At 43.9% G+C, this 12210-nt stretch carries 15 protein-coding genes; 10 read left to right on the top strand and 5 right to left on the bottom strand.

Annotation, left to right across the window (positions count from 1 at the left end; all coding sequences use genetic code 11):
- Window positions 1-27: 27 nt before the first annotated feature.
- Window positions 28-816, top strand: a complete 789-nt coding sequence (locus K0I73_RS01970) for a methyltransferase domain-containing protein (protein WP_220062882.1) — start codon at window positions 28-30, stop codon at window positions 814-816.
- Between the two features lie 107 nt (window positions 817-923).
- On the opposite strand, the gene K0I73_RS01965 is transcribed toward K0I73_RS01970, so the two are convergent.
- Window positions 924-1808 (bottom strand): TraB/GumN family protein, encoded by an 885-nt coding sequence (locus K0I73_RS01965; protein ID WP_220062881.1) that lies wholly within the window; start codon window positions 1806-1808, stop codon window positions 924-926.
- Window positions 1809-1856: 48 nt separating this feature from the next.
- Between K0I73_RS01965 and K0I73_RS01960 the strand changes: the two genes are divergently transcribed.
- Together K0I73_RS01960 and K0I73_RS01955 are read left to right on the top strand one after the other, a co-directional pair.
- The gene (locus tag K0I73_RS01960; RefSeq protein ID WP_220062880.1) at window positions 1857-2168 is read left to right on the top strand and encodes a prephenate dehydrogenase; all 312 of its coding nucleotides are present in this window, start codon (window positions 1857-1859) and stop codon (window positions 2166-2168) included.
- An 80-nt stretch (window positions 2169-2248) separates the two neighbouring features.
- Window positions 2249-4018 (top strand): bifunctional diguanylate cyclase/phosphodiesterase, encoded by a 1770-nt coding sequence (locus tag K0I73_RS01955; RefSeq protein WP_220062879.1) that lies wholly within the window; start codon window positions 2249-2251, stop codon window positions 4016-4018.
- Between the two features lie 11 nt (window positions 4019-4029).
- Here K0I73_RS01955 and K0I73_RS01950 read toward each other — a convergent pair whose 3' ends face one another.
- A complete protein-coding gene (locus tag K0I73_RS01950) occupies window positions 4030-4551 on the bottom strand; it encodes a DUF3016 domain-containing protein (protein WP_220062878.1) in 522 nt (173 codons plus the stop codon).
- Between the two features lie 241 nt (window positions 4552-4792).
- On the opposite strand from K0I73_RS01950, the gene K0I73_RS01945 reads away from it, so the two are divergent.
- Entirely contained in the window at window positions 4793-5098 is a 306-nt protein-coding gene (locus K0I73_RS01945) for a hypothetical protein (RefSeq protein ID WP_220062877.1), read from the top strand.
- Between the two features lie 271 nt (window positions 5099-5369).
- Window positions 5370-5678: a hypothetical protein gene (locus tag K0I73_RS01940; RefSeq protein WP_220062876.1), complete on the top strand. Its 309-nt coding sequence runs from the start codon at window positions 5370-5372 to the stop codon at window positions 5676-5678.
- 69 nt (window positions 5679-5747) lie between these two features.
- Here K0I73_RS01940 and K0I73_RS01935 read toward each other — a convergent pair whose 3' ends face one another.
- Window positions 5748-6257, bottom strand: coding sequence for a DUF4240 domain-containing protein (locus K0I73_RS01935; protein ID WP_220062875.1), 510 nt, complete (start codon window positions 6255-6257; stop codon window positions 5748-5750).
- Window positions 6258-6401: 144 nt separating this feature from the next.
- Here K0I73_RS01935 and K0I73_RS01930 point away from each other — a divergent pair, with 144 nt between their 5' ends.
- The 5 genes from K0I73_RS01930 to K0I73_RS01910 all read left to right on the top strand — a co-directional run bounded on the left by K0I73_RS01930 (window position 6402) and on the right by K0I73_RS01910 (window position 9567).
- Window positions 6402-6791 carry a hypothetical protein gene (locus K0I73_RS01930; protein WP_220062874.1) on the top strand — a complete coding sequence of 130 codons (390 nt, stop codon included), beginning with the start codon at window positions 6402-6404 and terminating at the stop codon, window positions 6789-6791.
- Between the two features lie 84 nt (window positions 6792-6875).
- Entirely contained in the window at window positions 6876-7673 is a 798-nt protein-coding gene (locus K0I73_RS01925; protein ID WP_220062873.1) for a response regulator, read from the top strand.
- A gap of 147 nt (window positions 7674-7820) precedes the next feature.
- Window positions 7821-8093: an HU family DNA-binding protein gene (locus K0I73_RS01920; protein WP_220062872.1), complete on the top strand. Its 273-nt coding sequence runs from the start codon at window positions 7821-7823 to the stop codon at window positions 8091-8093.
- A gap of 239 nt (window positions 8094-8332) precedes the next feature.
- Window positions 8333-9025 (top strand): TorF family putative porin, encoded by a 693-nt coding sequence (locus K0I73_RS01915; RefSeq protein WP_220062871.1) that lies wholly within the window; start codon window positions 8333-8335, stop codon window positions 9023-9025.
- 368 nt (window positions 9026-9393) lie between these two features.
- On the top strand, window positions 9394-9567 hold the full coding sequence (locus K0I73_RS01910; RefSeq protein WP_220062870.1) for a hypothetical protein: 174 nt from the start codon (window positions 9394-9396) through the stop codon (window positions 9565-9567).
- Window positions 9568-9743: 176 nt separating this feature from the next.
- Here the strand turns inward: K0I73_RS01910 and K0I73_RS01905 are convergent, their stop codons facing one another.
- Both K0I73_RS01905 and K0I73_RS01900 read right to left on the bottom strand, forming a co-directional pair.
- A complete protein-coding gene (locus K0I73_RS01905; protein ID WP_220062869.1) occupies window positions 9744-10358 on the bottom strand; it encodes a hypothetical protein in 615 nt (204 codons plus the stop codon).
- A gap of 120 nt (window positions 10359-10478) precedes the next feature.
- The gene (locus tag K0I73_RS01900) at window positions 10479-11852 is read right to left on the bottom strand and encodes an alanine/glycine:cation symporter family protein (protein WP_220062868.1); all 1374 of its coding nucleotides are present in this window, start codon (window positions 11850-11852) and stop codon (window positions 10479-10481) included.
- Window positions 11853-12210 lie beyond the last annotated feature (358 nt).

Below are 12210 nucleotides of genomic sequence, written 5' to 3'. Positions count from 1 at the left end.
AATTTCCTGTCAATTGGTAACGCCCCAGTGCAAGACAAAAATTTTGATCAACTCGCCAGTAAATTTGCAAAAAACATCTATGGAACTCCAAAAGGTGAAGTACGTTCGGCCGTTATTTGGCGTGACTTGAGCCAGGCTCTGTCTCATTTTGGCGGTCAAAAGCTCCATATTTTGGATGCTGGCGGTGGGTTTGGATTTTTTGCACAGAAGCTGGCGAAGCTTGGCCATAAGGTCACCCTATGTGATATCTCCGCCGAGATGCTTGCGCTCGCAAAATCACAAATTAATGACTATGAAACCAAAAACCAGCATCCACTTGAGATCGAATTACTCCACGCTCCGATCCAAGCCTTGAATGTTAAGCAGCATGGTCAGTTCGATCTCGTTATGTGTCACGCAGTTGCCGAGTGGCTAACTGATGCCGAAAATACCTTGGCAGAGCTCACCAAACTGATCAACCCAACGGGGTTATTTTCCTTGATGTTCTACAACAAGGAAGCGATGCGTTTTCACAGTTTAATTTCGGGCAACTTCGATTATGTCGCCGCCGACTTTAAGGTGAAAAAGAAAGTGGGATTGACGCCGACGCATCCACTTTATATTCAAGAGGTCAAAAACTGGGTGAATGATTGGCAAATGGAGCTAATCACAGAGTCTGGCGTACGGGTGATCCATGATTATCTCAAAATCAATCAGCCACCTAACTTCGACTTTAATCAGCTCATTGAGATGGAGCTTACCTATTCCCAGCTACCGCCTTATATCGCGTTTGGACGCTATGTTCACTTTCTGACTAAATGGCGTAGTGAGGATTAATCGAACGACTCAAGGCACTTATCTCGCTGCTGAGTAGTCCCTAACGCTTCAGCTGGGCATCATCTGAGTCACGCGCTCAGATGATGATCATTAATCCCACCTAACCACTATCGGCAAGGGGTTACCCAACAGTTTTGTATTTGCGCCTGATACAAGGCCTGCATTTTAGCTGGAATACTCTTGTCACCCACGACGTGCCCAGCGCCAACCACAATAAACAGTGGCGATGGTGTATCCTTATCAACCATCAACTGAGCAATCTTATGACTCATGTCGATATTTCTTTGCCAGAGGATTTTTTCTATTAGCTCTGTATCCTCCCCATTTTGCATCTGCCCAGCCAGCAGTTCATCTAACGCTTTCTCATCCCCTAAACGCCAAGCATTTATGAGCGTTAGCATTTCATCATCTGGTGCATTGATAGCCTCCAGAACCATATCCCATTGAGTTTTAGGCGCAAATGATGCCATCAATCTAAATTGAAACTCAGTACTTTCAAGCTCGATTAAAGGCCTATCGCGATTTTTCTGCATTAACACTTGATCTACGCCCCATTGAGCCTGATAGCCCATCCCCCCAAAACGAAACATGGTTAACTGCATCGCCTGCATCCAAGGAGAGTACCCTCCTAACGCACTGCAAACAGGCTGTCGAGTCTGACAATAACTATCCATTCGTTGCTTGGTTTCACTATCTTGTGCCTGCGCAGTCATACCATAACGGCGAATCAGCTCGGCGGTATCGGCATTATCAATATCGGCCTCAACCACTAGCGCCCCCGCCTGTGAGAACGCATCTTCGATCTGAGGTGCCATAGGATAAAAATCATCACGCCCTACATGAATAGAGCCCAGTAGATAGGCACTCTTCCCCTGATAGCTAAGTTTATAAAATGGGGGTTTATCTGTAGCTGCAGCCAATACACTGACAGAAGAAAAAGCAGTAAACAAAGTAATCAATAACAGTAAAAACCAATGCCGACTTGTTGCCATCAGACTAGCCCCTTATAATTCGCCTAAATTTTATGATAAGAGGCTGTTATGCCACATAGTCAACTAATAGAGCAACTGAAAGAGAATTTACAAGTCGCCTACCGTCAGGCAATCGATGCCGATACTAAGCTCGATGAACTACAGAAAGCGGGTCATGGGAAATTCAGCACCATCTTCACCCAAGATGAAGGATTTGATGCGCGTAGCAATCGTTTTGGCCCTTATGTTCAGGAGTTGGCTAATGAGATGACCCTACTGCCAATCGAGGCAGAAACATTAGCGCCCGCACTAGAAAAATATGTCCGAAAGCTCGGTGTATTACTGCAAACCTTGCAAGCGTTTAAGGCACAAACAAAATAATTCATCTTAATGGTGAGTGTCATATAGCTGTCACAGGCTAGTCATAGAATCGCTCTACTTTATGAGTAAGGCGATTCACCATGACGGCAATTGATCTAAGCGAAGCACTAGATAAGATCATCGACAACCAGAAAATCCAGATACTATTTCAGCCTATATTTAATATTACGACACAAACAGTCCATGGCTTTGAAGCCCTGAGTCGAGGTCCTGAACATAGCGCCCTGTTTTCACCCGTTCCCCTATTCCAAACTGCCGCACACGAAGGACGCTTATCAGAACTGGAAGAGATCTGTCGTCGTCATTCGATACAAGAGTTCAATGTCCGTCAGCTGCCAGGGAAATTGTTTATTAATATCTCCCCCAAAGCCTTACTAGAACCTGGTCACGCCAAAGGCTTGACCTTGAGCCTAGTACAAGAGTTAGGGCTATCGCCAAGCCAAGTGGTTATTGAACTCTCAGAACAGTATCCCGCCGATGATATCGACCTACTAAAAAGTTGTCTTAATCACTATCGTAGCCAAGGATTTTTAACGGCGATCGATGACTTAGGCACAGGCTACTCTGGTCTGCGGCTCTGGTCTGAGCTGGCGCCCGATTACGTCAAAATTGATCGTCATTTTATTCATCAAATCGATAAATCACCCGTTAAGCAAGAGTTCGTCCGCTCTATTATCGACCTATGCCAAAGTCTGACTTGCAAGGTGATTGCCGAAGGCATTGAAACGGAAAATGAACTCGCCCTATTAAGGCAACTTGGCATAGTGTACTGCCAAGGTTATCTTTTAGGTCATCCCAAGAGTCAACCCGAACAGACATTCAAGCACAACAACCAACATGAATTTTGCCAATCTCAAGTCAGATATGCTGAATCGGCAGAAAGTTTGATAACTCAGACACGCTCTTTGCCATCAGATACAAAGTTAAAGGTGCTCAGTGAGTTGTTTATGACTCAACATTCACTACAGGCTATTGCTATTGTGGATAAGCAACAACCTTTAGCCATTGTAGATAGAGCCCAGCTAATGGAGCTATTTAGTACGCCCTACGGCCGAGCGCTACATGAAAACCGTCCCGTCGCCACGGTTATGGACGCCAATGTGTTGATAGTTGAGGCTAGCGATCCTATCTCTAGAGTGAGTCAGCTACTGACATCAGCGGAGCATGGCTGCGTCGCACAGCAGTTTCTAATCATGCGCAATAAGCAATTTTTAGGGATAGGCTATACCAAGGATCTACTACAGCAGATCACCGAGCAACGAATCAAAATCGCTAGACATGCCAATCCGCTAACTGGGCTGCCAGGCAACATCCCTATCCAAGAGGAGTTACAACGTCTTAGGCAACAGAGCCGCCCTTTCTATTTAGCCTATTTCGACCTATGCCATTTTAAGCCCTACAACGATAGCTACGGATTTTGTCGCGGAGATGAAGTAATTCAATCGGTAGCCAAATTACTACAGCTACAGTTATGCGGGGATAATTTTGTTGGTCATATTGGCGGTGACGACTTTGTGATCATCAGTACCCAAGAGAACATAGAGCAACAATGTTTTGATGTATTGAGTTTATTTAATGTTAATAAACACTTATTTTACAACCCAGTACATTGGCAAGCACAAAAGATGATGGCAGAAGACAGACAGGGAGTAATACGAGAACACCCGCTGATCAGCCTGTGTGTGGGTTTATTGCCACCAGAAGTGACCATGAGATGCAATGAGCAAAGTTTATCGGCTTATAGTGCCGCGGCAAAAAAACAGGCTAAGGAAGCAGATAATGCCTTTAGCCTGTTTAAGATCTGCCCGGATGAACAAACGGTTATCTATCATCCATTAAGGAGTGCTTAGAGAAAGCGCGCTTAGAGCTTTGGGATAACACTCTTCTTAAGCCACTCATCTAACATTTTAGTCTCATATCTTAGAGGTTTATCGTTAGCCACTCCGACGGTTTGCATAAAGCCCATATCACGGAGTTTTTCATCACCAGCAACAATCACCTTATCGCCTTCCAGTACCTGGTAACTAAAGGTTAAGCGAGGTGGATAAATATCTTTGACCACTCGAATATCATTGGTTGTCGCGCCAAAAGTAGGCCTAACATCACCAGCTAAATCGACATCTGTCACCACCATTTCCAGTTTTTGATTTGGTTGGAAGTTTTTAGTCGCCGTTTTATTCAAATTCTTAGTCAAAGTTTCAAAGACACGTAACTCATAGCGTGACTGAATATCACCAACCGCTTTGACATCGTGAAAACCATCGACATCCTGCCAAGTAATTTTAACCACGCCCTCTTCAGTCACAGGATTCTCTTTGGCTTCATCAGCGTAAACATTAAGGGAAACTAACGCCCCCACTATCAGTAGAGTTTTTAATTTCATATTAGCCTCCTCTAGGCTGAAAATTTCGTGCTCGGCTATACCTATATAGACCAGGTCACTGTACAAAAGCTAACCTGAATACTGGCTTAATGCAAAACCTATAACGACGTATTTTGCACTCACGGCTGTTAAACCCAAAGCAAACAAGGCTACTGCGCCACTCCTCAAATTTGCGTCACTTTGTATCCATCTAAAATCATCTTAAGGTAAACTAACCCCACTCTCACAACTTAAATTAATTATGAAAAACTATCAGCCCATCCTATTCGTCATTGTACTCTTGTTAATCGTCTCCGCCGCGATAGTATCAATAAACCAAGATCAGAAAACTCAGGAGCCAGAGACCTGGTCCGCTTTCGTCTACGCTCATGGCTACAATTCTGGCCGTTATAAAAAAACCGATGACTTCGATGATTATCCAAGCTGCAAGCTATTCGCCGAACAACAGGCTAGCGAATTAGGCAACGTGGTTTGGGAATGCGGCCTTCGTTGTCGATTTGACTCCAGTCGCCAAGGTTATCAATGTGAGACGATGCAAAACAACTAGACATAACTCATTGATCACACAACGCATTAATCGCGATAGCCAATACCATCCACGCTGCTGTTTTTTTGTTCAGCCTAGATTCAGCATCCAATCATTAACATAGGTATCAAGTTACCACGGCACGGTGCACTAACATTAAATGCACCAGCTTAGTTTAAATATCGAATGAGTGACCCTGAGGATGCCCTCAATTTGACAACCCCACTCAGATCAAATTGAAGCAAACGGTTCCTGATAGTCGGTCTAATAGAATGTAATTGGAGCAAATATTATGAGCAATTCACTTACCAGAGCCCGAGTTATTTATTCAGGCAAGATGGCACTTGTCGCAGCGATGATTTTTGGATCCGCTATCTCATCTCAAGCGCAAGCCGATGAATTAACGCCAACGCAACGAGCCGCTATTGAACAGCACGATGAGATACTCAATCACCAGCAACAAGCTAGCGAGCAAGAGATAATAAGCAGTATTCAGACCAACCTCGATGAACAGATGGAACAAGCGGAAGAACACTTTATGGAAACAGCCTGCGCTGAACACGACAGACAGTATGATAATGACACTCAAGTCTGTTATTAATAACACACTAGACGAAAGACATCTAAAGCGGACCGAGTGTCCGCTTTTTGACTGTTATTTTTAACAAGATTAGAAGGGGAAACGCTGACTGAGCTGTGGATAAGTCGCTTTAAGCTGTTTTTTCTTATGAGAAAACTTTTTCCCTTGTGGACTTGCCTGACCCGATGGCACAAAAGGCAGTTCATCGCCTGTTCGCTGTTCAAAGAGTTGACCCGCGATCAGATCATATTCATCGACAAAGGGATAGGCATAGCCATCTTTCTCTGGCCATTGAGGCAATAACCCTAACGCATCGGGATCGAGCAACACCTTCTCAAACCACTCTTGCCCTAACGAGATTAAAAAACAGCGAAACTCAGCAAATTCATATTCGCTATCACAGCCTGTCACGATATAGGCGGCACCCCATAAAGACCAAAGGTATGCTTTGCGCATCTGCTGGGAAAAATACTTATCGAAAGCCGCCAACTCTTCATTACTCAGTTCATTCAAGCCTTGCTTTAAATTATCAGCTAGGCTTTGTTGATCTTGATCGGCAGTATCTCGCTTTACTAATCGCCAAAATTCAGTTTCTGTCATATCACTCTCGACCCTAAAAAATCGTCATCATATTAACCTAAGAAGCCCTTACCAGCAGCTAGGCTTTGCCGATCACTTTAAAAAATTGGACTAATAGTACTGTTTTTTCTACACTCGCTAGCAAATTTGTTACCGACATCATTCATGAATCGACCCAGCTTAGCTCTAATCATACTTATCTGTTTATATACTCTAGGCACTGTACTCGCCCTTTGGCGCGCCTTCGAAATCCAAAGCTTAGATCTATTTACTGCAGGTGTGATCCCTGTATTAATAGGCTTGTTGATGAGAACCGCTTGGGCAAGTCTGGTACTTAAAATTTATATTGGAATTCAGACCCTTGGGTTTACCGCCCTCGGGGCAACTGCAGTCATCGCTTATCAAATTACGCCGGAGGATGTTAAGGTCGTATTTAATGGTCAGAATATTCCTATCCCCTTAATCGCAGCGGTCGTGTTGGTTTTACTCTCATTTCAGTGGTGGGTAGCTTTTGCCCAATCAACGAAACAATACTTAAATCCACCACAAGACTAGCGTCTAATTGTTGCTAACGTGTTAACATTAAGCTAGTTTGACACCCCAATATGACCACAACTAAATAAGCCGAGAGCCGTAATTATGGGCACCTTATCTCCGAGTGAACTATCCATTCTCCTGGTCGAGCCATCTGATACACAACGTAAAATTATTACCAGTCGCTTAAGCCAAGAAGGGATTAGCAACATCCAAACAGCAAGTAATCTACAGGACGCGTTAGCCATTATGACCCGTCACCATCCCGATTTGATCGCCAGTGCGATGCATTTCGAAGATGGTACGGCTTTAGAGTTGCTTAAGGTGATAAAAGAAACTGACGCCTTCTGTGACATTCAGTTTATGCTCGTTTCTAGCGAGTGCCGCCGAGAACAACTTGAAATCTATCGCCAATCGGGTGTGGTTTCCATTTTACCTAAACCTTTTTCCTCAGAACATCTAGGCAAAGCCCTCAATGCGACCATCGACCTGCTAAGTAATGATGAGCTGGACTTGGAACATTTCGATGTACATAACATCAGAGTACTCGTGGTCGATGATAGCAAGATGGCAAGAAACATTATCAGGCGTACCATCACTAACTTAGGCTTAAAACTGATCACCGAAGCCAGCGATGGCGCCGAAGCGATCGAGTTGATGAAGAACAATATGTATGACTTGGTGATCACCGACTACAACATGCCCAATGCCGATGGTTTAGCCTTAACCCAATATATTCGGAATCACAGTCAACAATCGCACATACCTATACTCATGGTATCATCCGAAGCTAATGATGCTCACCTAAGCAATGTCTCTCAAGCTGGGGTCAATGCATTATGTGATAAGCCTTTTGAACCACAATTGGTGAAACAGCTGCTCTATTCATTGCTCGACGATTAACATTTTTGCAAAATTTGACTGAAACCACCATTTATCGGCATAAAACCGCTTTCATTATAGCAATGCTTGTGGCATGTTAAGTTCAGCAATTGCAAGTGCCTAATGTAATTGGTAATACTAAATCTACGGAAAGAAGAGACTATCCAAATGAATAAAACTGAACTTGTTGCAAAAATAGCGGAAAGCGCTGAACTAACTAAAGCTGAAGCTGCACGTGCATTAAAATCATTCGAAGAAACTGTAGCGGAAGCGATGAAGAACGGCGAGAAAATCTCTATTGTAGGTTTTGGTTCTTTTGAAACGACAAACCGTGCAGCTCGTACCGGTCGCAACCCACAAACAGGTAAAGAGATCCAGATCCCTGCAGCGACTGTACCTAAGTTTAAAGCGGGTAAAACGCTAAAAGACAGCGTTAACTAAACACTGCTTTAACCCATTAAAAAACCTCCTTTTTGGAGGTTTTTTTATGCACCAAGAATGTGCAATCTTGCCTCATTATTAGTCAATATCCATTGCTATTTCAGCGCGCTTATTTTTAAAACATTGAATTAAAACAATTAAAAAGTTGGCATACTCTTCGCTTTGGCTTATTTGCAGCCTAACAATACTTACAACTATAGCGCTAGGCCGCTCCCATAGACTAATAAAAAGGAATGAGTATGAAACGAGCACTTCAAACCCTTAGCATCCTTGCGGGAACCATGATGATTGCCTTACCAGCCAGCGCTAGTGTCACCGGCAATGCAGGTGTGACTTCTAACTATTTGTGGAGAGGCGTAACGCAAACCGATGATTCGGCGGCTGTTCAAGGCGGTATTGATTACGAGCACGACAGTGGCTTCTACCTCGGTACTTGGGCGTCTAATGTCGATTTTGGCGATGATACAACATATGAACTCGATTTCTACGGTGGCTATGCAGGCAGCATAGGCGAAGACTTTGGATATAATGTCAGCTACCTCTATTATGCTTATCCTGACAATGCTGGCAGTATTGATTTTGGAGAGGTTAAATTAGGAGTGAGCTGGAAATGGTTAAGCTTGAGCTATTCCACCATAGTTAATGCCGGCAGTGACGTCGCCAGCGCCCCTTATGACAATGAAGATATGAGCTACATAGATGCAGGCGTAAGCTTTCCATTGTCAGAAACGCTATCCCTTTCTGCCCACTATGGTTACTCAACGGGCGACGTAGTTGAAGCTTGGTTTGATGAAGACAACTACAGCGACTACTCAGTATCACTAAGTAAAGATACTGACTTTGGTAGCTTTTCATTTACCGTCAGCGATACCGATCTTCAAGATGACGATCCGAAAGTCCTTATCGGCTATAGCTATAGCTTCGATTTGTGATCTTTATTTAAATGAGCTGCCACTAAATTAGGTGGCAGCCATAACTTAAAGCATTTAAATTCAAAGTCTTACAATTAAAATCTCACAAAAAACCTACAGAATATAAGTAAATACAATTGTGTTAACTCGATCTCAAAAAGATTTTAAACTCCCTGCTATTTTTCTCATTAGCGCTCGCTAATGTGAAACTAACTCATTGAACAATAAGTTAACCCATTACAAAGCGCCATCTATACCAATCCAATTAAATAGTTAATACGATTGGTACTACTATCGCTTTGGCCCTGTGCATATAGTCAAAGCTTGTTGTGCCAAAGAGCACCACAAAGTGCTAAAGGTACTGGATTTGAGTTATTAAGGAGTCCGCTATGGCTCAATTACTTGATGTTATTCCAAACGATGCAGAGATCGAAGCGATAACTAGGCCTAAAAACCCTAAGGCAGCATGTGAGTTACAACACAGGCGTGAAGTAAAAAGACGCCTCGAAGAGCTACTCGAAGAGGCGGCGCTAAAGCGGGCAATGGGCGGTGATTTCTATTGAGCAGTGAAGATTAGGGTAGCCAATACCTATGTGTATCGAGTCTACCCTAATGGATTAAGCGTTATGACATGCTACGACTACGGTTAAGCTGCTCGCGAGTGACTTCAAGCTCTAAACGCGCTTGACCAGTTGCTCGCCCTCAACCGCAACGGACTCAGATACTTGGTTGGTATTTACTACACTGGTAGCCACTTCACTGCTGGCGTTTGCCTATGTATCGATTGGCAGCGTTGCTTTAACTCCGCCATAAACTGCTCCGATTGCGCCATATCTTGCGTCATACGATAAACCTGCTGACTCATCTCCTCTGCCGCACTGGCTTGAGACTCGCAGTTAACATTGAGTTGATTCACTTGGCTATGCAAGGCAACCGCTTGCATATCTAGGTCGATAGCCAGGTTACTGAGTTCGGTCGCATCTTGATTAGCCTGGGTTAACACTTGCCCTAAACGCTGTTCACCCGCCAGCGCCAGAGTCGCACCGTGCTCAATCGCTTGCTGCGCCACCGCTTGCACCTTATTAGCCTTCTGCCTTGCTGCACTCGTAAAACCTTGGGCCACGACAATCACCACTAAGGGCAATACCATACCACTCCATGCTTCGACCGAAGCGCCTGTATCGGACAGCGCGATCGTGGCAATAATTTGATCATTTAACCCTTGCTGAACCATCACAGCCGACAGCAAAATCCCCCCAATACTCCAGAGCGTCGCCAGTGTTAATGAAGCGGTAAGAAAAAGGGCAATAATCAGCATGGCAGCACCGACCACCGAATAGAGTTTGACACTCAAGAAGTGAACCTTTAATCAATTTCGAACTTAAAAAGTATTCGATGCTGCACGTAGATTGGTGACTGCAGCAAATTTAAGAGATAAAAAAGCGCCTGCTGGCGCTTTTTTATGGGCAAGAAGTTATGCTTTAGCTTCAGCCTCTTGTAGACGCTTATTAATAAAATATTCTCGAGTCAAACTAAACACCACAGGACTTAGGAGTGCCAATGCTATCAAGTTAGGAATAGCCATCATCGCATTGAGGGTATCGGCGAGTAACCAGATAAAATCGAGTGAGCTTACCGCCCCAAGAGGGACAACTAAGATCCAGATGACACGGAAAGGTTTCACCGCCCGAATGCCAAACAGATACTGTACGCACTTTTCACTGTATACGCTCCACCCTAAAATAGTGGTAAAGGCGAACACTGAAAGCGCAATAGCGACAATATAATTACCCATAGGCAAGGCATGTGAGAAGGCATAGGAGGTTAACGCTGCGCCATTTTCTCCCGATGTCCAAGCACCTGAAACCACGATAGCCAAACCTGTAATAGAACATACAATCAGGGTATCGATAAAGGTTCCAAGCATAGCAACTAAACCTTGTGCTACTGGATTATTCGTTTGCGCCGAAGCATGGGCAATAGGTGCACTCCCCAGACCCGCTTCATTTGAAAATACACCTCGCGCCACACCAAAGCGAATTGCAGCCCAAACCGCTGCACCAGCAAACCCACCTTGAGCCGCGACAGGATTAAATGCACTGTGAAAAATTAACGCGATAGCAGCGGGTAACTCAGCGGCATTTACAACCAATACGGCCAGTCCAGCAGCAATATAAAATACTGTCATCAGTGGCACTAACTTGCCAGCCACATCGGCAATACGCTTAATGCCTCCGACAAGCACGGCTCCCACCAGCAACATCAACACCACACCAGTAACCCATGTTGGTATATCAAAGTTACTGCTTAAGGCATCCGCTACAGAATTGGCTTGCACTGTATTGCCAATACCAAAACCGGCGAACGAACCAAATAACGCAAATGCCGTGCCTAACCAAGCCCATTTACTACCAAGGCCATTCTTGATGTAGTACATAGGGCCACCGATATGGTTGCCATTATCATCGACTTCACGATATTTAACCGCTAACACCGCCTCGGCAAATTTAGTCGCCATGCCGACCAATGCTGTACACCACATCCAAAACAGTGCGCCTGGACCGCCAACAAAAATGGCGGTCGCAACGCCAGCAATATTCCCCGTACCAATCGTGGCAGAGAGTGAGGTCATTAAGGCATTAAAAGGGCTGATCTCCCCTTTCATGTTTTTATCTTTGTCAGGAATACGTCCTGACCACAGTAGTTTAAAGCCCGTGCCTAATTTTAAAATGGGCATTAGTTTCAAACCAAACGAGAGAAATAGCCCCACGCCTAAGATCATCACCAGCATGGGTGTACCCCATACAAATCCGTTGATCATACTGACAAACTCAGTAATTCCTTCCATTAAAACCTCGTCATTTTTATCGTTATTTTAGGTGATCTTCGCCACACTTAATTGATTGCATCCCAGAGTACAACGAAAAGTGCTCAAAATGAAAGCGAGTATTGTTAACGAATTGAAACAAAAAGATGTTCATTCAGATATTGATGGAAATATTGCAGCAAACTAAATAACTAACTCAAAAAAGAATAATAGAAGTCTATTACTCATATACTCGGCATAGCTACTTAAACGGCAATAACTTATAGATCGAAATGATCCAAACACCAGATTACAACAATCAAACATCATACATATTGAGTATATTGTAATTTAGTTAACCATATCAAAAAATGACATTTTGAAGTTAGTTACAATCGCC

This window comes from Shewanella mesophila, assembly GCF_019457515.1.
Classification (GTDB): Bacteria; Pseudomonadota; Gammaproteobacteria; order Enterobacterales; family Shewanellaceae; genus Shewanella; species Shewanella mesophila.
Note: the sequence above shows the minus strand (reverse complement) of the source record. Positions and strands in the feature narration are given on the sequence as shown.

What these genes read in the sequence shown, in the direction of transcription:
- K0I73_RS01965 (WP_220062881.1), bottom strand. Translation starts at nt 1,808, where the DNA reads ATGGCAACAAGTCGGCATTGGTTTTTACTGTTATTGATTACTTTGTTT.
- K0I73_RS01960 (WP_220062880.1), top strand. Translation starts at nt 1,857, where the DNA reads ATGCCACATAGTCAACTAATAGAGCAACTGAAAGAGAATTTACAAGTC.
- K0I73_RS01955 (WP_220062879.1), top strand. Translation starts at nt 2,249, where the DNA reads ATGACGGCAATTGATCTAAGCGAAGCACTAGATAAGATCATCGACAAC.
- K0I73_RS01950 (WP_220062878.1), bottom strand. Translation starts at nt 4,551, where the DNA reads ATGAAATTAAAAACTCTACTGATAGTGGGGGCGTTAGTTTCCCTTAAT.
- K0I73_RS01945 (WP_220062877.1), top strand. Translation starts at nt 4,793, where the DNA reads ATGAAAAACTATCAGCCCATCCTATTCGTCATTGTACTCTTGTTAATC.
- K0I73_RS01940 (WP_220062876.1), top strand. Translation starts at nt 5,370, where the DNA reads ATGAGCAATTCACTTACCAGAGCCCGAGTTATTTATTCAGGCAAGATG.
- K0I73_RS01935 (WP_220062875.1), bottom strand. Translation starts at nt 6,257, where the DNA reads ATGACAGAAACTGAATTTTGGCGATTAGTAAAGCGAGATACTGCCGAT.
- K0I73_RS01930 (WP_220062874.1), top strand. Translation starts at nt 6,402, where the DNA reads ATGAATCGACCCAGCTTAGCTCTAATCATACTTATCTGTTTATATACT.
- K0I73_RS01925 (WP_220062873.1), top strand. Translation starts at nt 6,876, where the DNA reads ATGGGCACCTTATCTCCGAGTGAACTATCCATTCTCCTGGTCGAGCCA.
- K0I73_RS01920 (WP_220062872.1), top strand. Translation starts at nt 7,821, where the DNA reads ATGAATAAAACTGAACTTGTTGCAAAAATAGCGGAAAGCGCTGAACTA.
- K0I73_RS01915 (WP_220062871.1), top strand. Translation starts at nt 8,333, where the DNA reads ATGAAACGAGCACTTCAAACCCTTAGCATCCTTGCGGGAACCATGATG.
- K0I73_RS01910 (WP_220062870.1), top strand. Translation starts at nt 9,394, where the DNA reads ATGGCTCAATTACTTGATGTTATTCCAAACGATGCAGAGATCGAAGCG.
- K0I73_RS01900 (WP_220062868.1), bottom strand. Translation starts at nt 11,852, where the DNA reads ATGGAAGGAATTACTGAGTTTGTCAGTATGATCAACGGATTTGTATGG.